This is a genomic window from Rouxiella badensis, from assembly GCF_002093665.1.
GTDB lineage: Bacteria > Pseudomonadota > Gammaproteobacteria > Enterobacterales > Enterobacteriaceae > Rouxiella > Rouxiella badensis.
This window is the reverse complement of sequence record NZ_MRWE01000016.1, coordinates 37,328-63,872: the sequence shown is the minus strand read 5'-3', so window position 1 is coordinate 63,872 and position 26,545 is coordinate 37,328. Positions and strand designations below refer to the sequence as shown.

At 53.9% G+C, this 26,545-nt stretch carries 21 protein-coding genes; 14 read left to right on the top strand and 7 right to left on the bottom strand.

The features are described from left to right. The first annotated feature begins 109 nt into the window (after nucleotides 1-109). On the top strand, nucleotides 110-2,665 hold the full coding sequence (gene mrcA, locus BS640_RS11250) for a peptidoglycan glycosyltransferase/peptidoglycan DD-transpeptidase MrcA (RefSeq protein WP_026110587.1): 2,556 nt from the start codon (nucleotides 110-112) through the stop codon (nucleotides 2,663-2,665). A gap of 93 nt (nucleotides 2,666-2,758) precedes the next feature. Here mrcA and nudE read toward each other — a convergent pair whose 3' ends face one another. Then, nucleotides 2,759-3,307, bottom strand: a complete 549-nt coding sequence (gene nudE / locus BS640_RS11245; protein ID WP_017492323.1) for an ADP compounds hydrolase NudE — start codon at nucleotides 3,305-3,307, stop codon at nucleotides 2,759-2,761. Nucleotides 3,308-3,783: 476 nt separating this feature from the next. On the opposite strand from nudE, the gene BS640_RS11235 reads away from it, so the two are divergent. The 7 genes from BS640_RS11235 to BS640_RS11205 all read left to right on the top strand — a co-directional run bounded on the left by BS640_RS11235 (nucleotide 3,784) and on the right by BS640_RS11205 (nucleotide 10,554). Beyond that, nucleotides 3,784-5,910, top strand: a complete 2,127-nt coding sequence (locus BS640_RS11235) for an intracellular growth attenuator family protein (RefSeq protein WP_017492321.1) — start codon at nucleotides 3,784-3,786, stop codon at nucleotides 5,908-5,910. A 49-nt stretch (nucleotides 5,911-5,959) separates the two neighbouring features. Beyond that, nucleotides 5,960-6,625 (top strand): GMP/IMP nucleotidase, encoded by a 666-nt coding sequence (gene yrfG, locus BS640_RS11230; RefSeq protein WP_017492320.1) that lies wholly within the window; start codon nucleotides 5,960-5,962, stop codon nucleotides 6,623-6,625. 48 nt (nucleotides 6,626-6,673) lie between these two features. Beyond that, nucleotides 6,674-7,087, top strand: coding sequence for a ribosome-associated heat shock protein Hsp15 (gene hslR / locus BS640_RS11225; protein ID WP_017492319.1), 414 nt, complete (start codon nucleotides 6,674-6,676; stop codon nucleotides 7,085-7,087). Nucleotides 7,088-7,142: 55 nt separating this feature from the next. Beyond that, nucleotides 7,143-8,021, top strand: coding sequence for an Hsp33 family molecular chaperone HslO (gene hslO / locus BS640_RS11220; protein WP_017492318.1), 879 nt, complete (start codon nucleotides 7,143-7,145; stop codon nucleotides 8,019-8,021). A 192-nt stretch (nucleotides 8,022-8,213) separates the two neighbouring features. Then, entirely contained in the window at nucleotides 8,214-9,833 is a 1,620-nt protein-coding gene (gene pckA / locus BS640_RS11215) for a phosphoenolpyruvate carboxykinase (ATP) (RefSeq protein WP_017492317.1), read from the top strand. After that, complete coding sequence (locus tag BS640_RS11210) at nucleotides 9,833-10,078, top strand: FitA-like ribbon-helix-helix domain-containing protein (protein ID WP_017492316.1); 246 nt, start codon at nucleotides 9,833-9,835, stop codon at nucleotides 10,076-10,078. Before pckA ends, BS640_RS11210 begins: the two co-directional genes overlap by 1 nt. Further along, a complete protein-coding gene (locus BS640_RS11205; RefSeq protein WP_017492315.1) occupies nucleotides 10,075-10,554 on the top strand; it encodes a PIN domain-containing protein in 480 nt (159 codons plus the stop codon). The genes BS640_RS11210 and BS640_RS11205 overlap by 4 nt, the downstream gene beginning before the upstream one ends. A gap of 106 nt (nucleotides 10,555-10,660) precedes the next feature. On the opposite strand, the gene envZ is transcribed toward BS640_RS11205, so the two are convergent. Both envZ and ompR read right to left on the bottom strand, forming a co-directional pair. Further along, nucleotides 10,661-12,016, bottom strand: a complete 1,356-nt coding sequence (envZ, locus tag BS640_RS11200; protein WP_017492314.1) for a two-component system sensor histidine kinase EnvZ — start codon at nucleotides 12,014-12,016, stop codon at nucleotides 10,661-10,663. Beyond that, entirely contained in the window at nucleotides 12,013-12,732 is a 720-nt protein-coding gene (gene ompR / locus BS640_RS11195; protein WP_009635740.1) for an osmolarity response regulator transcription factor OmpR, read from the bottom strand. The genes envZ and ompR overlap by 4 nt, the downstream gene beginning before the upstream one ends. 363 nt (nucleotides 12,733-13,095) lie before the next feature. On the opposite strand from ompR, the gene greB reads away from it, so the two are divergent. The 4 genes from greB to feoB all read left to right on the top strand — a co-directional run bounded on the left by greB (nucleotide 13,096) and on the right by feoB (nucleotide 18,889). Beyond that, nucleotides 13,096-13,575 (top strand): transcription elongation factor GreB, encoded by a 480-nt coding sequence (gene greB, locus BS640_RS11190; RefSeq protein ID WP_017492313.1) that lies wholly within the window; start codon nucleotides 13,096-13,098, stop codon nucleotides 13,573-13,575. A 125-nt stretch (nucleotides 13,576-13,700) separates the two neighbouring features. After that, entirely contained in the window at nucleotides 13,701-16,040 is a 2,340-nt protein-coding gene (locus tag BS640_RS11185; protein WP_084912585.1) for a Tex family protein, read from the top strand. 268 nt (nucleotides 16,041-16,308) lie between these two features. Further along, on the top strand, nucleotides 16,309-16,539 hold the full coding sequence (gene feoA / locus BS640_RS11180; RefSeq protein WP_017492311.1) for a ferrous iron transporter A: 231 nt from the start codon (nucleotides 16,309-16,311) through the stop codon (nucleotides 16,537-16,539). 4 nt (nucleotides 16,540-16,543) lie between these two features. Continuing rightward, nucleotides 16,544-18,889: a Fe(2+) transporter permease subunit FeoB gene (gene feoB / locus BS640_RS11175; RefSeq protein WP_084912584.1), complete on the top strand. Its 2,346-nt coding sequence runs from the start codon at nucleotides 16,544-16,546 to the stop codon at nucleotides 18,887-18,889. A 98-nt stretch (nucleotides 18,890-18,987) separates the two neighbouring features. On the opposite strand, the gene BS640_RS11170 is transcribed toward feoB, so the two are convergent. After that, nucleotides 18,988-19,257, bottom strand: a complete 270-nt coding sequence (locus tag BS640_RS11170; protein WP_017492309.1) for a YdgH/BhsA/McbA-like domain containing protein — start codon at nucleotides 19,255-19,257, stop codon at nucleotides 18,988-18,990. Nucleotides 19,258-19,537: 280 nt separating this feature from the next. Further along, a complete protein-coding gene (gene bioH, locus BS640_RS11165) occupies nucleotides 19,538-20,323 on the bottom strand; it encodes a pimeloyl-ACP methyl ester esterase BioH (RefSeq protein WP_017492308.1) in 786 nt (261 codons plus the stop codon). A gap of 105 nt (nucleotides 20,324-20,428) precedes the next feature. Between bioH and gntX the strand changes: the two genes are divergently transcribed. Both gntX and nfuA read left to right on the top strand, forming a co-directional pair. Further along, the gene (gene gntX, locus BS640_RS11160) at nucleotides 20,429-21,112 is read left to right on the top strand and encodes a DNA utilization protein GntX (protein WP_017492307.1); all 684 of its coding nucleotides are present in this window, start codon (nucleotides 20,429-20,431) and stop codon (nucleotides 21,110-21,112) included. Between the two features lie 59 nt (nucleotides 21,113-21,171). Further along, entirely contained in the window at nucleotides 21,172-21,747 is a 576-nt protein-coding gene (gene nfuA, locus BS640_RS11155; RefSeq protein ID WP_017492306.1) for a Fe-S biogenesis protein NfuA, read from the top strand. A gap of 44 nt (nucleotides 21,748-21,791) precedes the next feature. Here nfuA and malQ read toward each other — a convergent pair whose 3' ends face one another. Both malQ and malP read right to left on the bottom strand, forming a co-directional pair. After that, on the bottom strand, nucleotides 21,792-23,867 hold the full coding sequence (malQ, locus tag BS640_RS11150; protein ID WP_084912583.1) for a 4-alpha-glucanotransferase: 2,076 nt from the start codon (nucleotides 23,865-23,867) through the stop codon (nucleotides 21,792-21,794). Between the two features lie 9 nt (nucleotides 23,868-23,876). Beyond that, nucleotides 23,877-26,285 carry a maltodextrin phosphorylase gene (gene malP / locus BS640_RS11145; protein WP_017493073.1) on the bottom strand — a complete coding sequence of 803 codons (2,409 nt, stop codon included), beginning with the start codon at nucleotides 26,283-26,285 and terminating at the stop codon, nucleotides 23,877-23,879. Nucleotides 26,286-26,545 lie beyond the last annotated feature (260 nt).

Sequence of the window (26,545 nt, the reverse complement as noted above, 5' to 3'; positions counted from 1 at the left end):
GTGGGTATATCTATGTGGCAGGCTTGCTTTTATACTCTGCCTTCGACTACCGTACTGCGCGCGCGGCTGTTTATAAACTGCCCAAATGTCATTTAATGGGAATTATCAGGTGAAGTTCGTAAAGTATTTATTGACTCTAATAGTGTGTTGCATTGTGCTGGGAGCCGCCTCGATATATGGACTCTACAAATATATCGAACCACAGCTGCCCGATGTCGCGACGTTGAAAGACGTACGCTTGCAGACACCTATGCAGGTTTACAGCGCCGACGGCGAATTGATCGCTCAGTACGGTGAAAAGCGTCGTATTCCTCTGAAACTCGACCAGATCCCACCGGACCTGGTGCATGCGTTTATCGCAACCGAGGACAGCCGCTTTTATGAGCATCACGGTATCGATCCTATCGGTATTTTCCGTGCCGCTTCGGTTGCCCTGTTTACAGGCCGTGCCTCGCAGGGTGCGAGTACCATCACCCAGCAGCTGGCCAGAAACTTCTTCCTGAGTCCAGAACGCACCCTGACCCGTAAAATCAAGGAAGCCTTCCTGGCTATCCGTATTGAACAGCTGATGACCAAAGACGAGATCCTTGAGCTCTACCTCAACAAGATCTATCTCGGCTATCGCGCCTACGGCGTGGGTTCGGCTGCTCAGGTTTATTTCGGTAAAAATGTCGATCAGCTGACGCTGAGTGAAATGGCGGTTATCGCCGGTCTGCCTAAGGCGCCGTCAACCTTTAACCCGCTGTATTCGCACGACCGTGCGCTGGCTCGCCGCAACGTGGTGCTTTCTCGTATGCTTGACGAGAAATACATCACTCAGGCGCAGTACGATGCGGCCCGTCAGGCTCCGCTGGTTTCCAACTACCATCCGCCAGAAATCGCTTTCTCCGCGCCTTATCTCACCGAAATGGTGCGTCAGGAGATGGTTAAACGTTACGGCGACAATGCCTACACCGACGGTTACTCCGTTTACACCACCATTACCCGCAAAACTCAGCTGGCCGCACAGGACGCTCTGCGTAACAACGTGCTGGCCTATGACATGCGTCACGGCTACCGTGGCCCGTCGAACCAGCTGTGGAAAGTGGGTGAAACGCCGTGGGACCAGAAGCGCATTGTTAACTCCTTGAAAACGCTGCCGGTGTATGGACCGCTGTTCCCAGCCGTAGTGACCCAGATTGACGATAATCAGGCAACGGCCGTCATGGCCAACGGCGACAACATCAGCATGCCGTTTAGCGGTATGACTTGGGCGCGTGCCTTCCGTTCTGACACCAGCCAGGGCCCGAATCCGAAGAAAGTCGGTGACGTGGTTCAGCCGGGTCAGCAAATTTGGGTGCGCAAGGTCGGCAACGACTGGTGGCTGGCGCAGGTGCCAGACGTCAACTCGGCGCTGGTGTCTCTGAATAACGTGACCGGTGCCGTTGAAGCGCTGGTGGGCGGATTCGACTTTAATCAGAGCAAATTTAACCGTGCAACGCAGGCGCTGCGTCAGGTGGGCTCGAACATTAAACCGTTCCTGTACACCGCCGCGATGGACAAAGGCCTGACGCTGGCGACCATTCTCAACGACGTGCCGATCACCCGCTGGGATGCAGGTGCAGGTACCGAATGGCGTCCTAAAAACTCACCGCCAACCTACGATGGTCCAATCCGCTTGCGTCAGGGCCTTGGGCAGTCTAAAAACGTGATGATGGTGCGTGCGATGCGTGCGATGGGCGTCGACTATGCCGCAGACTATCTGCAGCGTTTCGGCTTCCCGCCTGAGAATATCGTGCACTCGGAGTCTCTGGCGCTGGGTTCTGCGTCCTTTACGCCAATGCAGCTGGTGCGAGGTTATGCCGCGCTGACCAACGGCGGCTATCTGATTGATCCGTACTTCATCTCCAAGATTGTTGATGAGTCGGGCAAGACCGTCTTCGAAGAGAAGCCGCGTATTGCCTGTGAAACCTGCGATATTCCGGTGATTTACGGCAACTCGCAGAAAACCGCCGTGCTGTCGGATGACAACGTCGAGAACGTGGCGGTCTCCAACGAGCCAAATAACGCCACCGTTCCTCAACCGCAGCTTGAACAGGTGACGCCGGGCCAGGTACAGAGCGATACCCAGCAAGAGTACGCGCCACACGTTATCAGTACTCAGCTGTCGTTCCTTATCCACGATGCGCTGAACAGCAACATCTTCGGCGAACCGGGTTGGATGGGTACCGCATGGCGCGCAGGACGAGACCTTAAGCGCCATGATATCGGCGGTAAAACCGGTACCACCAACAGTTCGAAAGATGCGTGGTTCTCAGGCTACGGTCCGGGCGTCGTGACCTCGGTATACATCGGGTTCGACGATCACCGTCGTGATTTGGGCCGCACTACGGCATCGGGCGAAATCCCTGACCAGATCTCCGGTTATGAAGGTGGCGCGAAGAGTGCACAGCCAGCGTGGGACGACTACATGAAGACCATTCTGGATGGCGTTCCCGAGCAAATGCTCAGCCCGCCTCCTGGCATCGTGTCGGTCAAAATCGACAAACGCAGCGGCAAGCTGGCCGATGGGTCTGCCGACAGCCGCATGGAGTACTTTATTGATGGAACTCAACCGACCGAGCACGCCGTGCACGACGTCGGTACCACCATCATGGATAACGGCCAGTCTAAAGAGCTGTTCTGATGCCTGCGGGCCTCTGAATCTCGGCTGATTCGCCAATAAAAAAGCCGGACTGGGAATTCTCAGTCCGGCTTTTTCAATTCTGAATTCTATTCATCAGCGCGTGAGAAACTTGTGCGCCAAAAACAGGGCGCTAACGTTCCTTGCCTCATTGAAATCAGGCTGCTCCAGCAGTTCCATCATTCGGGCGATAGGCCATCGCGTTTGCGGCAAAGGCTCAGGTTCATCCCCGACCAGACTCTGCGGATAAAGCCCCTTGGCAATCACGATGTTCATCCGGCTGGAAAAATAAGACGGTGCCATCGTCAGCTTGGCCAGCACGTCGAAATGCTGTGCGCCGAAGCCCACCTCTTCCATCAGTTCACGGTTAGCCGCTTCGAGTACGGTTTCACCTGGATCAATGAGCCCTTTAGGAAACCCCAGCTCGTAGCTCTCGATGCCGACGGCGTATTCATGAATCAGCAGCAAATCGTCACCCACGATCGGTACAATCATCACCGCTTCGCGATCCGAAGGCCGCATCCTTTCATAGACACGCTGTTCGCCATTGCTAAACGTCAAATCGACAGACTCGATGGTAAACAAACGGGAGCGGGCTACAGTGTCAACTTTCAGGATCTTAGGTTTTTGCAGGTGCTTATCCATATCGTCCCCAATAATATTATCCCCTTGCTACGACCAACCCTTACCGCAGCCAGCCTGTACTACCTAACATTCACGATTCCTATAATGCGTTAATGCTCACCCGTATCGCAATCTTTCAACGCGATTCTTTACGTAATGCCTGCCTTTACTGTTCCATTTGTGTAACATCTGCGTACCTCACGGTACATTCGAGGTGTTAGCAAATTCAGAGATGATTAAAAATAGGATTATGCCGATACCCATTTTGGGCAAGAGATTGTTATGATTCAAAGTGGTATGGACTGTGTGAAACATTTCTTCATACCTCGATTCAGACTAACAAATACTTTGATTACAATAATAAAACTTTTTCCTGATAGTAGCTTTTCTGATAAGAGACAGGTTCTAAACACTTTTGAACTTTATATTTCAGATTTCAATATGTTTAAATTTTTCAATCAGATGACTCACCACGCCTGAGTCTGAACGGGGATAGGATGAGTACAGTCGTCGAGACGCTGATTTTATTGTGTGCAGTTCTCCTCATCGCGGGCATAGGCCTGAGATTTGTGCTGCAACGCCGACGGTTAGCCTCTTCCAGCATACATTTTTCAAAACCACACCAGCGCAAACTGACTCAACAGGAGCGCGACGCTGTTGAAAAGTATTTCCGCCAGAACGATCCTCTTAGCCCAACGCCAATGACCCACCGCAGCAACCTCATGCTGCAGCGCGACAAGCTAGCTCTGACCGCCAAAAGCGAGAGCGTTTATTCCGTTACCCGCGCCATTACCCGCTACGGGCTGGCCAGTGACGATCCGAATAAATGGCGCTATTTTCTCGAGACCACGGAAATTCACCTGCCGCTGTTCTGGGAACAGTACATTGCGCAGGAAAACCACGTCGAGTTAATCAAGACACAGACTATCCCGCTGGTCATCTCGCTCAACGGGCATTCATTGGTCGACCATATTTACGACCGTGCCTCGGTGACCTCTGCGGTGGTTGCCCCGCCGCCGCGTAACGCGTCTATTCGCCCCGAAGAGAGTGACCACGTCGAACTGGTCAGCGTGCGTCAGGAAACCAGAGAAGAACATAAGCTTACCCAGTCGAACGGCGTGAGCGAGGCGATTGCCCTGTCGCTGGCGATGATACTGGTGTTTATTGCGCTGATTGGTCCGCCGGCAATCCTGCCGTGGATGATGGCACTTACGTTGCTGTTGGCGGCGTGGGTAGGTTGGCGATTGCTGTCGGATATGCTCGGCCGCAATCGCAAAGAGATCCACTGCCTGCGCGGCATGCCTAAGCGCTGGGGCCTGTTTGGCGAATCGAAACAGGGCGATATCAGCAACATTTCGCTCGGCGTGGTAGACCTGGTTTATCCGTCACACTGGCAGTCCTACATTGGCCGTGAGCTGGGTCAAAAAACCAATATTGACGTCTATCTCAACAGCCAGGTGGTTCGTCAGGGTCGGTTCCTTTCCTTGCACGACGAAGTCAAAAACTTTCCGCTACAGCGCTGGGGCAAGAATCTGGTTCTAACCTGTAGCTCACTGTTTTTGCTGCTGATGCTGCTGGCCTACGTGCCTCTTAGCCTGTCGCTGAAACTCAGCGTAGCCTGGCTTCAGGGCGCGCAGAGTACGCAGGTCAACAGCGTGGCCGCGTTAGAAAAAACGCCACTGCGCGTTGGCGACACGCTTAAAGTACAGGGTACTGGCATGTGTTATGTGCCGCCACATCTTAGCAGCGGCAACACGTCGCCATTTTTGCCGTTTGACTGTTCTTCAGTGTACTGGAACGAGGCCACTCCGCTGCCTATCCCACAGTCTGAAACGATTGAAGCCGCCGATGACCTGATAGCGACGGTGCACAATCAGCTGCATCCGGGCAGTGCGGGTAACGAGCAAAGCATCAACCCGCAGCTGGCGACCGCCATCGAGAAATCCGGCATGATTCTACTCGACGACTTCTCGGACATTGTGCTGAAAACCGAATCGCTGTGCAGCAACAGCGAAGACTGCGTGCGTTTGAAAAATGCGCTGGTCAATCTGGGCAATGCCGATAACTGGAGCACGCTGGTCAAACGCGCTAAGTCAGGCCAGCTTAAAGGCATGAACGTTCTGCTGCGCCCGGTAAGCGCCGAGTCGCTCAATGAATTAGTCAACAGCGCGACGAATGCGTTTTACTCCCATGAAACCCTGCGCGCGGCTTCAGCGCTTAACAGCCCACCGCCGGGCGGTTTCCTGATCAGTAACGACGAAGGCAAACAGCTGGTGCCAGAAGCCCGTCCTGCTCTGTCACTTTTCGCCTATAATCCGCTGGACCAATGGAAACAGCTGCAAAATCTGTCATCAATGCTGTTGCATACTCGCTTTGCAGCACAGGGTGTCATCACCAACATCAGCATTGATGCCAACGGCACGCGCCATATCTCGCTGCACAGCGAACCGGATATCTCGACGCTGTGGCGCTATCTCGGCACGACCATCCTGCTGATGGGGGTTATCGCCACGCTGTTGACCAATGTCGTGCTGTTGATTAAGCGCCGCATAAACGACAGGCAGCGGATGGAAAAAATTCAGGCCTATTACAGCAGCTGTTTTAATCCCACGTTGATGTCGTAACCGTTGCACCGCGCGACTGACCTCATCAAAGATTGAAGAGTACAGAGAGATGATGCTGGACCTGGACTGGAATAACATTGATACCGTACTGCTGGATATGGACGGCACCCTTTTGGATTTAGCCTTCGACAGCCATTTTTGGCTTCAGCAGGTTCCCATGGCGCTGAGCGAGAAACGCCAGATATCGCTGCAGCAGGCCAGGCAGCACATCCACGAGGAATATCTTGCAGTACAGCACACTATGAACTGGTACTGCTTCGACTATTGGAGTAAAAAGCTCGACCTGGACATCTACCAGATGACCACGGATATTGGCAGTAACGCGAAACTGCGCGAAGATACTACGCCTTTTTTAACACAGTTACGCCAAAGCGGGCGACGCACCATCCTGCTAACCAATGCGCATCCGCACAGTCTGGCGGTGAAGATTGAGCACACGGGTTTAGACCAGCACCTTGATTTATTGCTTTCCACCCACACATTTGGTTATCCGAAAGAAGATCAGCGCCTTTGGGCTGCCGTCCAGCAGCAAACCGGTTTTGATCCGGCGAGGACGCTTTTTGTAGACGACGGCGAACCTATTCTTGATGCAGCGAAGGCCTACGGGATCCGCTACTGTCTTGGTATAGAAAATCCCGACTCTACGATGGCGACAAAGTCATTTCAGGGTCATCCTTCAATCAGTGATTACCGCAGTCTGTTACCTTTGGGTTAACCGGCGCGGCCTCAGCAGATTATGCCCCTGCCCGAAACGGGAGGAATCATGAAGGCAAAAGCACAGCAACAGGATGATAACGCCGTTCGTCTCGACAAATGGCTGTGGGCCGCGCGTTTCTATAAAACCCGCGCCCTCGCCCGAGAGATGATTGAAGGCGGCAAGGTTCATTACAACGGCCAGCGCGGTAAGCCCAGTAAACTGGTCGAGCTTAACGCTGAGATAAAACTGCGTCAGGGCAATGACGAAAAAGTCGTGGTGGTGCTAGACGTCACCGACCAGCGACGCAGTGCAGAACAGGCTCAAACGCTTTATCAGGAAACGGAAGCCAGCGTGGCCAATCGGGAGAAAATCTCTCAGGCCCGCAAGATGAATGCTCTGACGATGCCGCATCCCGACAGGCGTCCGGACAAGAAAGAACGCCGCAGCCTGATTAAATTTAAATATAGCGATCAAGAATAACGTCCTCTGCGTTAACCGCTGCAAGGGCACGATCGCCAAAAAGAGAACGTAAACTATGTCTAATAAAGATCAATTACACCGTTACTTATTCAATCATCACGCCGTGCGCGGCGAGTTGGTATCCCTGAGCGAAACCTTTCAGCAAATCGTAGATGGCCATGATTATCCTGCTGAAGTTCGCACGCTGCTGGGCGAGCTGCTGGTTGCGACCAGTCTGCTGACCGCCACGCTGAAGTTCGACGGTGACATCACCGTGCAGGTTCAGGGCGATGGTCCTCTGAAGCTGGCGGTTATCAACGGCAACAATCTGCAAGAAATGCGTGGCGTAGCGCGTCTGCAGGGTGACATCGCCGAAGGCAGCACCCTGAAACAGATGGTCGGTAATGGGTATATGGTTATTACCATTTCCCCAACCGAAGGCGAGCGCTATCAGGGCGTGGTGGGCCTCGAAGGGGAAACCCTGGCAGAATGTCTGGAAGATTACTTCCTGCGCTCAGAGCAGCTGCCTACGCGCATCTTTATCCGCACCGGCGAGTCGGAAGGCCAGCCAGCGGCGGGCGGTATGCTGCTTCAGGTTCTGCCTGCGCAGGAAACCGATGCTGAAGAGTTCAGCCACCTGTCTCAGCTGACAACCACCATCAAGGCGGAAGAGCTTTTCACCTTGCCAGCCAACGAAGTACTGTATCGTTTGTATCACCAGGAAGAGGTGACGCTGTACGAACCACAGGACGTTTGCTTCAAGTGCACCTGCTCTCGTCAGCGTTGTGCTGACGCGTTGCTGACGCTGCCGGATGAAGAAGTTCTGGAAATGCTTGAAGAAGATGAAAAAATTGATATGCACTGCGACTATTGCGGCAGTCATTACGTGTTTGACGCGATGGACATGGTATCGATTCGCTCGGGCGCAAACAGCAGCAATGACAGCATTCACTGAGTAAATCCCGCATAAAATTCCACCTGAGGAGCAGTTTAATAGCTGCTCCTGTTACATTACTCCGTGCTCTACATCTCAAATCTACCAAAAATGTTCCAATAGCTTCAATTATTTGGTGACTCCCGTGTAAAAGGACTATTGTTCTCCCTACAATATCGCGCAGACAGACGATGTATATAAAGGAGCAGGGATATGTCTAGTACACCTTTTTCAGCTGATGAGCTGGCCCAGTACGGGATCACTCAAGCTAATGAAATCATTTATAATCCGAGTTACGAAGTGCTTTATCAGGAGGAGTTGGCTCCTGGTCTGGAAGGATTTGAACGCGGTCAATTGACCGAGCTCGGCGCTATTAACGTTGATACGGGTATCTTCACCGGCCGTTCGCCAAAGGACAAATACATCGTCCGTGACGACACGACCCGCGACACCGTTTGGTGGGCAGATCAGGGCAAAGGAAAGAATGACAACAAGCCGTTGAGTCAGGAGACCTGGCAGGAGCTGAAGCAGTTAGTTGGCCGTCAGCTTTCTGGAAAACGCCTGTTTGTTGTCGATGCTTTTTGCGGCACCAACGAGAATTCCCGTCTGAAAGTTCGCTTCGTCACTGAAGTAGCCTGGCAGGCACACTTTGTCAAAAATATGTTCATCCGTCCTACCGATGAAGAGTTGGTCGGTTTTAAGCCAGACTTCGTGGTGCTGAACGGCGCCAAGTGCAGCAATCCACACTGGAAAGAGCAGGGTCTGAACTCCGAGAACTTCATCGCGTTCAACCTGACTGAAGGCGTTCAGCTAATTGGCGGCACCTGGTACGGCGGCGAAATGAAGAAAGGCATGTTCGCCGTGATGAACTACCTGCTGCCACTCAACAACATCGCCTCTATGCACTGCTCCGCAAACGTTGGCGAGAAAGGCGACGTGGCGGTGTTCTTTGGCCTGTCAGGGACCGGTAAAACCACCCTGTCTACCGATCCTAAACGCAAGCTTATCGGCGACGACGAGCACGGCTGGGATGACGAAGGCGTGTTCAACTTTGAAGGCGGCTGCTACGCAAAAACCATTAATCTGAGCCACGAAGCCGAGCCAGACATTTTTGCCGCCATCAAGCGCGATGCGCTGTTGGAAAATGTTGCCGTCAATGAGCAGGGCATCATTGATTTCAACGACGGTGCTAAAACCGAAAATACCCGCGTGACCTACCCGATTTATCACATCGATAATATCGTCAAGCCTATTTCTAAAGCAGGTCATGCGACCAAGGTCATCTTCCTGACCGCCGACGCCTACGGCGTGCTGCCACCGGTTTCCTGCCTGACCGACAAGCAGACCGAATACTACTTCCTGTCTGGCTTCACCGCCAAACTGGCCGGTACCGAGCGCGGCGTAACCGAACCGACGCCAACCTTCTCAGCCTGCTTCGGCGCGGCCTTCCTGACGCTGCACCCTACGCAGTATGCAGAAGTGCTCGAAAAACGCATGAAGGCGTCTGGCGCGAAGGCTTATCTGGTCAACACCGGCTGGAACGGGACCGGTAAGCGCATCTCGTTGAAAAATACCCGTGCGATTATCGACTCCATCCTCAGCGGTGAAATCGACAATCAGCCAACGACTCAGCTGCCAATTTTCGACCTGGCGGTTCCACAGTCGTTGCCGGGCGTTGACACGCAGATCCTTGACCCACGCGACAGCTATTCAAGCGCAGAGCAGTGGCAGAGCAAAGCTGAAGATCTGGCCACGCTGTTTGTTGAAAACTTCAGCAAATACACTGACACCCCGGCCGGTGCCGCTCTGGTAAGCGCGGGACCTAAGCTGTAATGGCGACGCTGACGATTCGCAACCTTGATGACGAAGTCAAAGATTTGCTGCGACTCTCGGCTGCAAAAAACGGGCACTCCATGGAAGAGGAGGCCCGGATCATTCTCCGCCAGGCGCTGCAAGGCAGCCAGCCGAGCTATGGTTTAGGCAGCAGACTGCAACAGCGTTTCTCGCAGAGCGGTGGCGTTGAGTTGGCTTTACCACAAAGAAGTGAAGCATCTCGTCAAAGAGACAATGACGAATGATTGTGCTTGATACGCCGGTGATAGCGGAAATAATGCGGCCAAAACCGCACAAATATTTGCTGGAGTGGCTGAACGCGCAGGACGCGCAGCAGCTGTTCCTGACCGCTATCTCCGTCGCGGAACTGTTTGCCAGCGCGGAATGCCTGGCAGACAACCGCCAGAAAGCGCAGGTTTCGACGTTGCTCCTCGAGATGCTTAATCAAGACTTTGCCGGCAGACTGCTGGCCTTCGATGCGCCGAGCGCGTTGATTTACGCCCAGCTTTACGCTGAGAATCAGGCGTACCCTACCCCATTGAATTACAACGAATTACAGACCGCGGCGATTTGCCGACACCATCAGGCGCGACTGGCAACCTCCGAGGTTGCGCGCTTCTCGCAGACCGGCATTGCGCTGCTCAACCCATGGGAAAACCAGGGAAGCCCGCGCTGGCGCGAAGAAGCAGCCGAATACTTTATCATGAGTCGCAAATCTTAATCCCTTACGGGCTAGGTGCGGGCGATCAAATGCCCATTGAAGCTGTCGAAGCGGAGCGGAAAAGTTCCTCGGAGTCCTATGAAGCCGACCTCCGAGGCCTTTGCTTTTAAGACTCTGTCGTTGATGCCGCCATCGGCTCCCGAGTCACCCGCGGAAGATAAGCCCTAAACCGCAGCCCACCGCGCGGACTCTTGCCGATATCCAGGCTGCCGGCGTGTGCATCAATGATACGCTGCACGATAGCCAGACCCAGCCCGGTTCCACTGATGGTACGCGCACTGTCGCCGCGTACGAACGGCTGGAACAGATGTGCCAGCTGGTCAGGCTCAATGCCCGGACCATCGTCCTCGACCTGGAACCAGCTACGATTCAGCTCATGACCACTGCTGACCTTGATCCAACCATTACCGTAGCGTGCCGCATTGACAACCATGTTCACCGCTGCTCGTTTGATGGACAACGGATGCACGTTGACCAGCACGTCGCCATCGACCAGGTCAGTTTCAATCTCGCGCTCGTAGCCGCTTTCTGCTGCCACCACTTCGCCCAGAATCGAGTTAAGATCGCAAACTTCAGTCTGCATCTCCTGCCCCGTGCGCAGATAATCAATAAACTGCTCGATAATCGCGTTACTTTCTTCGATATCTTTATTGATTGATTCAGCGAGGTAACCGTCTTCACTGCTCATCATCTCGGTCGCGAGACGTATACGCGTCAGCGGCGTGCGCAGGTCGTGGCTAACGCCAGCCATCAGTAGAGTTCGGTCATCTGCCAGCTGTTTGACGCCCGCGGCCATCTGGTTAAACGCCCGGGTCACTGAACGCACCTCCGAGGCACCGTATTCGCGCAGCGGCGGCGGAATAATCCCCTTACCAACCTGCAACGCGGCGTGCTCCAGTTCAACCAAGGGTCGGTTCTGAATACGGATAAACAGCCAGGCACCGCCGATAGCCAGCAGCATAATCGCCAGCGTGTAGCGGAACAGCGGCGAGAAATCGCCCTGATGGATCTCGGTCAACGGCACGCGCACCCAGATGTCAGGCGACAACCAGGTTTTGAGCCATACGACCGGGGTATTTTTGTTTACTTCGACACGAACATCGGTGGGGCCACCAAGTTGCTGAGCCATTTGCTGGCTCAGAAACTCGTAGTGCTGCGCCCAGCGTAAACCACTCTCTTCGGCAGCAGAGTTAGTGTACAGCGAGATGCCCAGCTCTCGGTAAATCTCACGGCGAAATGCCGGAGGCACTTCCAGTAGTGTGCCGTCCTCAAGCTGCAGCTTGTCGGTCATCAGCATACGGACTTCGTAGGCCAGGACTTTATTGAACTGCTGCAAACTCGGCAGGATAGCGAAATTCAGCACCACCAGATAGGTCGTCACCAGGCTGACAAACAGCAGGGTGACGATTAAAAGCAAAGTACGGGCAAAGGAGCTACGCGGTGAAAAGCGTATTTTCCTCATGCCTTACTGCCGTCCGGTACGAACACATAGCCCAGGCCCCAAACGGTCTGGATATAACGCGGATGCGCCGGATCTTCTTCAACCATGCGGCGAAGACGCGAGATCTGTACGTCAATAGAACGTTCCATCGCACTGTACTCACGGCCGCGAGCCAAGTTCATCAGTTTGTCACGAGACAGCGGCTCACGTGGATGGCTTACCAGCGCTTTCAACACGGCAAATTCACCGCTGGTCAAAGGCATAGGCTCGTCTTCACGGAACATTTCACGCGTGCCGAGATTAAGTTTGAACTTACCAAACGAAATCACCGCTTCTTCCTGCGAAGGTGCACCCGGCAGTTCATTGGCCTGACGGCGCAACACGGCACGGATACGCGCCAACAGCTCGCGCGGGTTAAACGGTTTTGGAATGTAGTCATCGGCACCAATTTCGAGGCCAACGATACGATCGACTTCTTCACCCTTCGCGGTCACCATGATGATCGGCATTGGGTTGCTTTGGCTACGCAGGCGGCGGCAGATTGACAGGCCGTCTTCACCTGGAAGCATCAGGTCAAGCACCATCAAATGGAAGGATTCACGCGTTAATAAACGATCCATTTGTTCAGCATTGGCAACGCTTCTCACCTGGAAGCCTTGCTCGGTCAGATAACGTTCTAAAAGTGCGCGCAAACGCATGTCATCATCAACTACCAGAATCTTGTGATTCTCTTGCATTTTCTTACTCCCAAAGGCGCTAATACCTGAAGCCGGTATTGTTAAAAAAGCTGGCTATAACCAACAGCTTTTAATGGTATATATTCTAGTCGAAATTGTAACAATGCTTATGGTTTGCCCAATTTATCAATAAATTTTAGGGATTTCACGCCTTCTTGCAGCAAAAACTACGCCGCTAAGGGGTCTGTTCATATCTTTATGCTTTTTACACTTTTGGGCGCACTCTCCTTTTGCAGGCAAAAATCTCGGCAATAGAGGGTTTCCCTGATGCGTTTCGCTGAGTTATTCTGCCCTGATAGACAAAAGCCGGATAAATTCCGGTGAACACTGTTTCCACCTCCTCAGATAAAAACGAAGAAGCCGATGAAAACCAAGCTGATAACTCGCGAAGGCTACCAGAAACTCAAGCAGGAACTCGACTTTCTCTGGCGGGAAGAGCGTCCCGAAGTCACCAAAAAAGTGACCTGGGCAGCCAGCCTTGGCGACAGAAGTGAAAATGCCGATTATCAGTATAATAAGAAACGCTTACGCGAAATCGACCGCCGGGTGAGGTATCTCACCAAATGCATGGAACAGCTGCGCATTGTCGATTACTCGCCACAGCAGGACGGCAAAGTGTTCTTCGGTGCCTGGGTCGAGATTGAAAATGACGACGGCCAGACGATGCGTTTTCGTATCGTCGGCTATGATGAAATCTTTGGCCGCAAAGACTATATATCCATCGATTCACCGATGGCCCGTGCCCTGCTGAAAAAAGAGGTCGGAGACAGCACCGTCGTCACCACGCCGGTCGGCGATGCCGTCTGGTACGTCAACGAGATTGACTATACTCAAGGCGAATGACCTTCCAAGTTTCTCAAAACGCCGGTCACCACGCGTGGATGGCTGGCATTTTGGGCGTTCAAAACGTATAACTGTCCCCCTGTTTTCACGTCATCTACTTATACCCAAAGTAAGATAAAAAACTTATGAATGATCAACTGAGCCGCATTATCGCGACAGAATTGCAGGTACGTCCGGAGCAGGTTGCTTCTGTCGTCCGCTTACTGGATGAAGGTAATACCGTGCCATTTATTGCGCGGTATCGTAAGGAAGTCACCGGCGGGTTGGATGATACCCAACTGCGTCAGTTGGACACCCGCCTGGGTTATTTGCGCGAACTGGAAGACCGTCGGCAGACTATCCTCAAGTCTATCGAAGAACAGGGCAAGCTGAGCGATGACCTGGCGAAGGCCATTAATGGCACGCTGAGCAAAACCGAGCTTGAAGACCTCTATCTTCCGTTTAAACCAAAGCGCCGCACGCGTGGCCAGATTGCTATCGAAGCCGGTCTCGAACCGTTGGCCGACTTGCTGTGGCAGGACGCACAACAAGAGCCAGAGCAGGCCGCCGTCGCCTTCGTCGATGCCGATAAAGGCGTAAGCGACGTGAAGGCCGCCCTTGACGGTGCCCGCTACGTTCTGATGGAACGCTTCGCCGAAGACGCCTCTCTGCTGGCGAAAGTACGTGACTATCTGTGGAAAAATGCCCATCTGACCTCGCGTATGGTCGAGGGCAAAGAGCAGGAAGGCGCGAAATTCCGCGACTATTTCGATCATCATGAACCGATTTCTCAGGTGCCTTCACACCGTGCGCTGGCGATGTTCCGCGGCCGCAATGAAGGCGTCTTACAGCTGGGCCTGAATGCCGATCCTCAGTCTGATGAACCGCCGCGCGAGAGCTATGCCGAGCAAATCATCATCGACCACTTGGGCCTGAAGCTCAACAATGCTCCGGCTGACGTCTGGCGTCGCGCGGTTGTCAACTGGACCTGGCGTATCAAAGTGTTGATGCACCTTGAAACCGAGCTGATGAGCACCGTGCGCGAACGTGCCGAAGACGAGGCTATCAACGTATTCGCCCGCAACATGCACGACCTGCTGATGGCCGCTCCAGCGGGGATGCGCGCCACCATGGGTCTCGATCCGGGTCTGCGTACCGGCGTTAAGGTCGCCGTGGTGGATAACACCGGTAAACTGGTCGGCACCGACACCGTCTATCCCCACACCGGTCAGGCAGCGAAAGCAGCCCAACAGGTCGCTGCGCTGTGCATTAAACACAACGTCGAGCTGGTGGCTATCGGTAACGGCACTGCCTCACGCGAGACCGAACGCTTCTTCATCGAGCTGCAAAAGCAGTTCCCTGAAGTTAAAGCACAGAAAGTTATCGTTAGCGAAGCCGGAGCCTCGGTCTACTCGGCCTCTGAACTGGCGGCGCTCGAGTTCCCGGATCTCGACGTCTCTATTCGCGGCGCCGTGTCTATCGCCCGCCGCCTGCAGGACCCACTCGCCGAACTGGTGAAAATCGACCCAAAATCTATCGGCGTGGGCCAGTATCAGCACGATGTCAGCCAAAGTCTGCTGGCCAAAAAACTTGATGCCGTAGTGGAAGACTGCGTAAACGCCGTCGGCGTGGACCTCAATACCGCTTCGGTTCCTCTGTTGACGCGCGTTGCGGGACTGACCCGCATGATGGCGCAGAATATCGTGAACTGGCGCGACGAGAACGGCCAGTTCCGCAACCGTGAACAGCTGCTAAAAGTCAGCCGTCTCGGGCCTAAAGCCTTTGAACAGTGCGCGGGCTTCCTGCGTATTAACCACGGAGATAACCCGCTCGACGCCTCGACCGTTCACCCGGAAACCTATCCGGTAGTTGAGCGAATTTTGGCGGCGACTCAGCTGGCGCTGAAAGAGCTGATGGGTGACTCAAACGTACTGCGTGGGCTGAAGGTCAGCGAGTTTACCGACGACACCTTCGGTGTGCCGACCGTCACCGACATCATCAAAGAGCTCGAAAAACCGGGTCACGATCCGCGTCCTGAGTTCAAAACCGCGACCTTCGCCGAAGGCGTCGAGACCATGAACGATCTGACGCTGGGCATGGTGCTCGAAGGCACAGTGACCAACGTCACTAACTTCGGTGCTTTTGTTGATATTGGCGTACATCAAGACGGTTTGGTGCATATCTCTTCTCTGGCGAACAAGTTCGTAGAAGATCCGCATACGGTGGTGAAAACCGGCGATATCGTGAAGGTTAAAGTCATGGAAGTTGACCTGCAGCGTAAGCGTATTGCGCTGACGATGCGTCTCGACGAACAGCCGGGTGAAGGCCCAGCGCGCCGCAGCAGTGGCTCGCCTGCACCGGCCACGGCCAAAGGACGTGAAGCACCGAAACGCGGGAACGCGGCACCGGCCGGTCGTGGCAACGCCAGCGCGGGCAACAATGCGATGGCTGACGCTCTGGCTGCCGCCTTCGGTAAAAAACGCTAAACAGAATAGGGGGCAGCGATACGCCTGCTCCCTTATTTTTCCCTTATTTTGCCTTAATTTCCCCTTCTTACCCCTTTTAACCTGAGCTACATCAATAAACGCCCTTCCCCTGAGGATTAGCATACTCACGCACCGAAACTATTCTTCGCTGCCGGACTGCCTCACCCCTTCCGCAAATCAGTAATGATTATTATTAGCCTTACTGTTCAATAAGTTATGCAAACAGGATGCAAAACTTTGGTCCCAAAGGACACTACAGAGGTTCACCATGCACTTTCAGACTCAGCGCTGCTACAAAGTCATCGGCTTCTCTCGTGATATCAGCCCCGCCTACCGGCAAAAACTGCTGTCGCTCGGCATGCTGCCTGGCTCCGAATTCAACGTGCTGCGCGTCGCCCCGCTGGGTGACCCTATGCAGATAGAAACCCGACGTACCTGCCTCATCGTGCGCAAGAAAGATTTGCAGCTGCTGCATGTCGAGCTGCAGGAGCAAAGATAACGCCATGAAAGCAATGACAATAGGCCTGATTGGAAACCCTAATTCGGGTAAAACCACCCTTTTCAACCAACTTACAGGTTCACGCCAGCGGGTGGGTAATTGGGCGGGTGTGACGGTTGAGCGTAAGGAAGGCCATTTCCTGACCGGCGAGCACAGGGTAAAACTGGTTGACCTGCCCGGCACTTATTCGCTGACGACTATCTCCAGTCAGACCTCGCTCGACGAGCAGATTGCCTGCCACTACATATTAAGCAACGACGCCGACCTGCTTATAAACGTTATCGACGCCTCCAGTCTTGAAAGAAATCTTTATCTGACGCTACAAATCCTCGATCTAGGTATTCCCTGTATCGTGGCGCTCAACATGCTCGATATCGCCGAAAAACAAAACATCACTATCGATATCAAGATGCTCTCTGCACGCCTCGGTTGCCCTGTCGTCCCTCTGGTTTCAACCCGCACCGACGGAATCGCGGATTTAACAGCCGCGATAGACGGCTTCCCACAGGCGCTCCCACTCCAGCGCGTCAATTATCCTCCGGCGCTGATGCATGCCATCGTTAATTTGGCCGAAGCCATGCCTGTCGATCTGCCGCATCAAAGACGTGACTGGCTCGCGGTACAGATGCTCGAAGGCGATATCTACAGCGCGACGCACGCCGGTGATGCCAACACGCGACTGCCTGAGGTGCGGGAAACTCTCGTCGAGGCCAATGTTGCTGACCCCGCGCTGGCGATTGCCGAAGCACGCTACATCTCCATAAATGCGATAGGTGCCGCCGCCAGTAACGCGCATCTGAGCTCGCCTCATAGGCTGACGCAGGCATTGGACAAAATCATCCTCAATCGCTTTCTCGGCGTGCCCCTCTTTTTGCTGGTGATGTACCTGATGTTCGTACTGGCTATCAACATCGGCGGCGCGCTGAAGCCGCTGTTTGAAATAGGTTCAGCGACGATATTTGTCGACGGCATTCAGTGGATAGGCTATTCACTGCATTTTCCGGTCTGGCTCACGCTGTTTCTGGCGCAGGGCATTGGCGGTGGAATAAGCACCGTGATGCCGCTCATTCCACAAATTGGCATGATGTATCTGTTTCTTTCCTTTCTCGAAGACTCGGGATACATGGCCCGCGCGGCATTCGTTATGGACCGACTGATGCAGTCGCTCGGTCTGCCAGGCAAATCTTTTGTGCCGCTGATTGTCGGTTTCGGCTGTAACGTTCCGTCGATTATGGGCGCACGCACCCTCGACGCCCCGCGTGAGCGCCTGATGACCGTAATGATGGCACCGTTTATGTCTTGCGGCGCAAGGCTCGCCATCTTTGCCGTGTTTTCTGCTACCTTCTTTGGGCAACACGGTGCTTCGGCGGTCTTTTCTCTTTATCTGCTCGGAATCACCGTCGCCGTCATGACCGGTCTGGTCATGAAGCATACCCTCATGCGCGGCGAGGCTTCGCCGTTCATCATGGAGCTGCCCGTTTACCACATTCCTCAGTTGAAAAGTTTGCTGAAACAAACCTGGCAGCGCCTAAAAGGCTTCATCCTGCGTGCGGGTGGCGTTATCGTCATTGCCTGCGTATTTATTGGTGCACTAAACAGTTTCTCACTGAGCGGCAGGGCGGCCGACGGCCTTGACGACTCGGCGCTGGCAAGCGTCAGCAAGGTCCTGACGCCGGTGCTATCGCCTATAGGCGTGCATGCTGACAACTGGCAGGCCACGGTCGGCCTGGTCACCGGCGCGCTCGCCAAAGAGGTAGTTGTCGGTACCTTAAACACGCTGTATACCGCCGACAGAATGAAGTCAGAACCCTTTGATGCCAACAGCTATGACCCTGCAAGCGCGCTGCGCAATGCCGTGCGTGAAACCGGGCAGAGTCTGGTCGATACCTTTAGCCTGAGCGTACTGGCGAACCCTATCGAGGCCAGCAAAGGTGACAGTGAAATGGCCGCCAGCGCGATGGGCGTAATGAGCGCCAAATTCGGCTCCGCCATCTCGGCCTACAGCTATTTAATTTTCGTGCTGCTCTATGTGCCCTGTGTCTCGGTGATGGGCGCCATCGCCCGTGAAACCAGCCGCAGCTGGATGGCGTTCTCCATTCTCTGGGGACTTAACGTTGCCTACTCACTGGCAACGCTGTTTTATCAGGCGGCAACCCTCCCCGAACACCCTCTTCAAAGCCTGACCATTATTGGCGCAGTGATCGTCGTTAATGGTTTTATTCTTATCGGATTACGCCGTTCAAAAAGCCGGGTTTCGAACAGGGTGACAGACATCATCGCAGTGAGTAAACCGCGGGTATCAAGTGGCTGTAAAGGGTGTTCAGAAGGGAAAAAATGCGGAATATCTTAAAAAAACTCATGACATTCAGGCGTTGAAATCAGCATCAGAGTTAGGTTTATGACATGAGGGTAAAGCAAACAGCTACCCTCATGTCGATGAGGTGACGGTTATTTAAACACTTCTGCCGTCGCACTGATTTTATTATCAGTGTCAGCAGAGATGACAACAAAATATTTACCGCCCTTCTCATCGGCCAGTTTAGAAATAGCCTTTTTCGCATCCATTGGCGCCGTCTGCTCATTATCAATAGATACGGTGCCCAGACTGGTGTAGTTATTTTTCTGCGCATCTTCTCGGGTGATTTCCTTGGCCGCCATCGCGCCGGCAGAGAAAGTACCCACTAACAGAGCAGCAACAACCATTTTCTTGTAATTCATGGCATTACCTCTTTTATTAGGTGAATTATTTTTAAAAGCAGTCAAGATAACGCACGCCAGACCCTCTGCGTCGGCAGTGAACTTCCCGCCCAAATACCGCAAACTCTCCCAGAGACACAGACGCCGATAAAGCGCATACAGTCGCGTTTCATCAACCATCCGGCGTTACCTTATTGAGTATTAATCACCGTGAGAAATTATCCATAAAAGAGGTCACGACCCGCCACTTAACCTTTATTTTGTGAAGTGGCGCATTGTTTTAGAGTATGAAATTGAAACGTTACATCAGATGATTTTCGTCAAGAAAATCCGTAACTAATGCACTGAAGGCATCAGGATGTGACACAAAAGGCGCATGCGAGGCTTTTTCAACGATGGCGGAACGCGAATCTGGCCATCGGGCGTCCAGCAGAGGCACAATTTTACGCGGCACTAAACCGTCCAATGCCCCGTAAATACGCAGGAACGGCATCTCAAGTGACGCTAGCGCTAAACGCAGGTCCTCCTGGTTGAGAATATCCAACCCTCCTGCTAAAACCTCAACCGGAGGAATGGGCAAGTTCAGCACCATCGACTTCAACAGTTTGGCGTCCTGACGTGCGCTTTCACTGCCTAGCGTTTGCAGGGCCAGAAAACGTTCTACCGTGCGCTGAAAGTCTTCGCTCAGCTGCTGCTGAAAGCCATGAAGCACCTCATGACGAATGCCCGGCCACTGCTCGTCATCGCGTGCGGCAAAGCACGGTGAGGAAGAAACGGTAATCAATGCGTCAACTCGCTCTGGGGCTGTTAACGCAGCCTGACTCGCCACCAGCCCGCCAAGCGACCACCCCATCCACACCGCTTTTTTTGGTGCCTGTGCCAGCACGACCTCGGTCATTTCCGCCAGCGAAAGCGCACCGAAATCTTGACTACGGCCATAACCGGGTAAGTCCACCAGATGCAGGCGAAAATGCGGCGCCCATCGCTCAGCGATGTAACGCCACACTTCGGCGTTCAGTCCCCATCCGTGAAGCAGCACAATATCGCGCGATCCTTCACCTAAAGTCTGCCAATAGAGACGATTCATACTGTAGTGTCCATGTCTGTTGTTCGAAAATCAGCGCCGACCTGCGAGAGGCAGCTCGGCGATTTCATCAGGGATGATTTCATTATCATGGTCATGATAGCGAGTATGTTAACCATTGCCAGCCGCTGTTGGCTATGCCAGCAGCCGCTGCATATTGCCCGACATGGCCTATGCAACCTGTGTATCAGGCACTTCCCGCCCCTCCCTCTTTGCTGCCCACGCTGTGGATTACCGAGCGGAAGCGCGCTTCAATCCTGCGGCCGCTGCCTGATTAAGCCACCCGCGTGGCAGTCGCTAATTTTTGCTGGTGTCTATCTGCCGCCGCTCAGCACACTGCTGTTGCGTCTGAAATTTTCCTCTACTCCTGAGTTGGCCGAACCGCTGGCGAGGCTGCTGCTATTGCGCTGGCTGGAGCGCTGGCGAGACGGCAACGTTGTCAGGCCGAACACCATCCTCAGCGTGCCTCTGCATTTACACCGTCATCGGCAACGTGGCTACAATCAGGCAGAACTGCTGGCCCGCCCTCTTGCCCGCTGGCTCGGCTGTGAATATCTGCCCTATGCGCTTGAAAGGTGTCGCGCTACGCCTCCCCAGCAACAGCTTTCGGAAACTGAAAGGAAACTTAACCTAAAGCGCGCTTTCTGCTGCAAACAGGACCTGGAGGGAAAGCATATCGCGCTAATAGATGACGTGGTGACAACCGGTAGCACGATTAGCGAAGTCAGTAAGATACTGAATAAAAACAATATTGCCTCATTACAGGTTTGGTGCATTTGCCGCACCTTGTAGTCAGTCTGTTAAAGGGCGTATTATGACCAATTAGAGTAGTCAACTATTGAGCCAATGCTATGATCATTATTACCGATGCTGCCCAAGAGCACTTTGCCAAACTTTTGGCAAACCAGGAAGAAGGCACCCAGATCCGCGTATTCGTGATTAACCCAGGTACGCCTACTGCCGAATGCGGTGTTTCTTACTGCCCACCCGATGCCGTGGAATCCACGGATACCGAGCTAAAATTTGAAAGGCTGTCAGCCTTCGTTGATGAGCTTAGCGCACCTTATCTGCAAGAAGCAGAAATCGACTTCGTGACCGATCAGCTCGGCTCTCAGCTGACCCTGAAGGCACCTAACGCCAAAATGCGCAAGGTTTCAGACGATGCCCCTCTGATGGAACGCGTTGAATATCTCCTGCAGGCGCAGGTTAACCCGCAGCTGGCAAGCCACGGTGGCCGCGTGTCACTGATGGAAATTACCGAAGACGGTATCGCCGTTCTGCAATTCGGCGGCGGCTGTAACGGCTGTTCAATGATTGACGTGACGCTGAAAGACGGTATCGAGAAAGAACTGTTGCAGGCCTTCCCTGAGCTTAAAGGCGTTCGCGACCTGACCGAGCACCAGCGCGGCGAGCACTCTTTCTACTAAGTCATCTTGCTGCAAAACACCGTGCCTCCCGTTGGCACGGTGATTCATACCCTTCTGCGCCGCTTGTCCACATCCTTCAGCAGTAAATTAATCCTTTCATCGGCAAACATCTCCTCGAGCGACATCGTGAGCTTTCTGCGCCAATTCGGGTATTCGGAACTGGTTCCGGGCACGTTGACCGGCGTATTCATATCCAGCCAGTCTTCAGGCTGTAGCCCGAGCAAAGCACTCGCGCTTTCGGCCACGTAGCGCTGTAGCCCGCGATTCAATGCCGGACTCATCGGCATGCGTTCAGCGTGGGTTCCCAAACTTTTTGGTACACAGTGATGACGATGCAGAGCATCGAGCAACGCCTGTCGCGTTAGTGCTCGCTCGCGCCGCAGATGCGCCAGCACTGCCTCATCGGGATAAATGCCCAGCTTCTCGCCCAGGCTTAAATCGTCGTCCTGCCAATAGCCGCGCAGCGTCGGCAAGTCGTGGGTGGTGATAGTCGCCATCGCCTGTACCACATAGTCTTCAGGCGCACGGTAGTGTAAGTCTTTATCGTGCTCAAAATAGAGCACCTTGTAGGAATAGACCCCGCTGTCACGCAGGCTAGCGACTATCTCCTTGGGCACCGTGCCCAGATCTTCACCGATCACCATGCACTGGTGGCGCTGGCTTTCTAACGCCAGCACGCCAAGAAGATCGCGCAGCGGATAGCTAACGTAGGCACCAAATCCAGCGTGCTCGTCTTTTGGGATCCACCACAGCCGAAGCAGCCCCATCACGTGGTCGATACGCAGCGCACCGCAGTCGCCCATATTGCTGCGCAGCAGATCGATGAAGGGCTGGTAGGCTCTGGCACGCATCACGTGAGGGTCAAGCGGCGGTAATCCCCAGTTCTGCCCCTGCGGCCCAAGGATATCCGGTGGAGCACCGACGGTCGCGCCCATGCAATAAAGAGAACGATTACACCAGGTTTCGGCACCGCCTTCGGCCACCCCTACCGCTAAATCACGATAAAGGCCGATCGGCATCTCGAGCGCGAGGCTGGCCTCATAGCATGAGGCAAACTGCACGTGCGCCAGCCATTGCAACCAGAGATAGAACTCCACCTCATCGTAATAATGTTCAACAAATTCATGTACCCCGGGGTGATGAGGATCGCGATAAGGCTTCGGCCATACCGGCCATCCCCACTGTCCTTCTGCCGTCTGATTGAGGTGCACGTGCAGGGCGTCAAACACCGCTTGCTGCTTCAGGCTCTCTCCGCCCAGCAGGACGAAAGCGCGGAAATCACGCTTTCGCTGGCTGGCCTCGGGAATACTCCGGAACGTCTGCCACGCCAGTTCGAGCGCGGTGATTTTCAGCCGCATGACCTCGACGTAATCGACATAGTCAACGCTGCGCACCTGTTTTAGCGCATCACGGGTGGCGGTACACTGCCACCAGCTTTGGGCGCTCTCAGACTGCTGGAACTCCTCGACCGCGTTAACGTCAACGTAGACTACGTTGAGCCAGCGGCGAGAAGACGGGCTGTAAGGGCTGGCGCTGAGAGGATTCGCCGGGTAAAGCGCGTGAATCGGGTTGAGGCCCACAAAGGCTCCGCCACGCTGCCCCAATTGCTCAACCATCTGTTTCAGATCGCCAAAATCGCCTACTCCCCAGTTATTTTCAGAACGCAGGGTGTAAAGTTGCACGCAGGCGCCCCAAAGCTTCTCACCGCTTTTCAACGCCTCAGGCTCGTAGCAACGCTCCGGCGCAACAATAATCCGACACCCCCACTGCTCCTCTCCCCACTTCAAGGTGAGGTGGTGATAGCCGGTCATGTAGTCGTCGCCCAGCTCCAGAGACTCGCCAAAAATGCCGGTCCCTTCTGAGATATCGCCGTTTTCCAGCGTCAGTTGCCACCGATACTGACCTTCCCCGCGCGGGGAAAGATCGACCGGCTCACCAACGATAAACACTTTCACGTGAGAAAGGGGGCCGACGTCAGGCTCCTGCTCGTCGCGCCCCATCGCTTCTAACAATGCCTGCTTGGTCTCTGCAGAGACGGATTGCACCTCGTCAACCATATTGATAAAGCTGTCCAGAATACCAGCCCGTTTTGCTGCCAGTTCGAGTTGCTCGCCCCGCATGCTTGCTCCTTAACGTTTAGCCTGCCAAATGCGCTGCTGGTAATCGCGAATCGACCGGTCTGAACTGAACATCCCGACCCGCGCGGTGTTAAGCACCGTGCGTTTTGTCCATTCATCGCGGTCGCGGTAAAGCTTGTCGACCTTGTCCTGAGCCTCGCAGTATTCAGCGAAGTCCGCCAGCACCAGATAGGGATCGCCGCCGTCGAGCAGGCTATGCAGCAGAGGTTCGAAGGCTTTTTTGTCGCCGTTGCTGTAGAAACCGCTCGCCAGCTCATCAAGAATAGCTTTGAGTCCTTTGTCCTTTTTAAGCCACGTTTTCGGCTTGTAGCCTTTTTTCACCAGCGCCTTCACTTCATCGACCGTGTTACCGAAGATGAAGATATTTTCGTCGCCTACCTGCTCGGCGATTTCAACGTTAGCGCCATCCAGCGTGCCGACGGTCAATGCGCCATTCAGCGCCAACTTCATATTACCGGTGCCCGAAGCCTCTTTACCGGCAGTCGAAATCTGCTCTGAGACGTCCGCAGCGGGGATCATGACCTCGGCCACGGAAACCCGATAATCCGGAATGAACACCACCTTGATACGGTCAGCTACCAGGGGATCGTTATTGATCTTCTCGGCGACCTGATTGATCGCATAAATAATATTTTTCGCCAGATAGTAGCCTGGGGCTGCCTTGGCGCCGAACAAGAACACGCGGGGCACAATGTCGAGCTTCGGATTGGCGCGAATCTGGTGATAAAGATGAATGATGTGCAGCAGATTCAGGTGCTGGCGTTTGTATTCGTGCAGGCGTTTAATTTGCACGTCGAAGATGGCCTCTGGATTAAGCTCAATCCCGACATGATGTTTAACGTACTCAGCCAGACGCACCTTATTGTCGTACTTGATCTGTCGATAGCGTTTGCAGAATTTCTTGTCCTTGACGCTGGCTTCAAGCCCTTTCAACGCGTCTAAGTCCGTCACCCATTCAGTTTTCAGCGTCTCGTCAATCAGCGCTGAAAGTTCGGGATTACACTGCTTGAGCCAGCGTCTTGGGGTAATACCGTTGGTGACGTTGTGGAATTTCTCCGGCCACAGCTGGTGATATTCCGGGAACAGGTCTTTCACCACCAGATCCGAGTGAAGTGCCGCCACGCCGTTGACCGCGAAACCTGCCACCACGCAGAGGTTTGCCATACGGACCTGTTTATCGTAATGCACGGCCAGTTTGGCCCATACTGCCTCGTCTCCCGGCCAGTGTTGGTCGACCAGTTTCTTAAAGTTGGCATTTATCTGTTTGATAATCGCAAAGTGGCGCGGCAATAGGCTGCGTACCAGCCTTTCATCCCAGGTTTCCAGCGCCTCAGGCATTAACGTATGGTTGGTGTAGGCGAAGGTGCGGCTGGTGATGTGCCAGGCGTCGTTCCAGCTCATCTGGTGTTCATCGATAAGCACGCGCAGCATTTCCGGGATGCCAATGGTCGGATGGGTATCGTTGAGCTGAATGACCTCGTAATCCGGCAGTTCGTGGATATTACGGCCCAGGAAATGATGGCGGCGTAAAATATCGGCGACCGAACAGGCACACTGAAAGTACTGCTGCATCAGCCTGAGGCGTTTACCTTCCTCATGGTTATCGTTAGGATACAGCACCTTAGTCAGCTTGGCAGCGTCAATCCCCTGCTGTTCTGCCTGCAGGAATTTGCCGTCATTGAATTTTTCGAGATCGAACGGGTGAACGTGGGTCGCTTCCCAGAGGCGCAGTGGTTGAGTCACGCCATTTTTATAGCCGATGACCGGCAGGTCCCAGGCTTCGCCGCGCAGGTTAAAACCAGGCTTCCAGTAAGACTTTCCGCCTTCCCCTTTCACTATCTTGCCGCCCACGCCGACGTCAACCGCAAGCGCGCTATTGTGGCGGAACCAAGGATAATCATTGCGATGCCAGTCGTCCGGCGCTTCATGCTGTTTTCCTTCGACGAAGCTCTGGCGAAACAGGCCGTACTGGTAATTCAGGCCATAACCAATCGCCGGTTGGCCGACGGAGGCCATAGAGTCGAGATAACAGGCGGCAAGTCGCCCCAACCCGCCATTGCCTAAAGCAGGATCCACCTCTTCTTCGAGCAGATTGGTCAGATTAATATCATATTGTTCGAGCGCTTTTGCGACCTGATCGTACCAACCCAGGTTAATCAGATTATTGCCAGTCAGGCGGCCGACCAGAAACTCCATCGAGATGTAGTTCACGTGGCGCTTAACCTTACTGCTGCCTTTACCGCTGTCGGGTCGCGGCGGCAATTGCTCTGCTACGGCGGCGCTCACGGCGTGCCACCACTGGTGCTGGGTCATATCCTGGGCTGAAGTGAGTCCGAAAGCTTGCCACTGGCGAGTCAAAGCCGCCAAAAAACTGTCCTGCTTGAAAGTCGGTTTTGGCATAGGGGAATCTCTTTCCTTTACGACGAGGGAGGTAATGTGATCTCTGACACTTATATGTATAAACCCTATACGAGAAATTTGCTCATAGGTTAATCAGCTAAAACTCCTGACAGCATCATGAGTTAAGGAAATTTGAGTGGCTATTTGTCTGAGATTTTCATAATTTTTCGCATCAGCACGGGCGATTTAACGAAAGCCCGCACATTCTGTCTGGTCTTGCCGGACAAAGAATTGGTTACAATAGGACTGAATATTTCTTA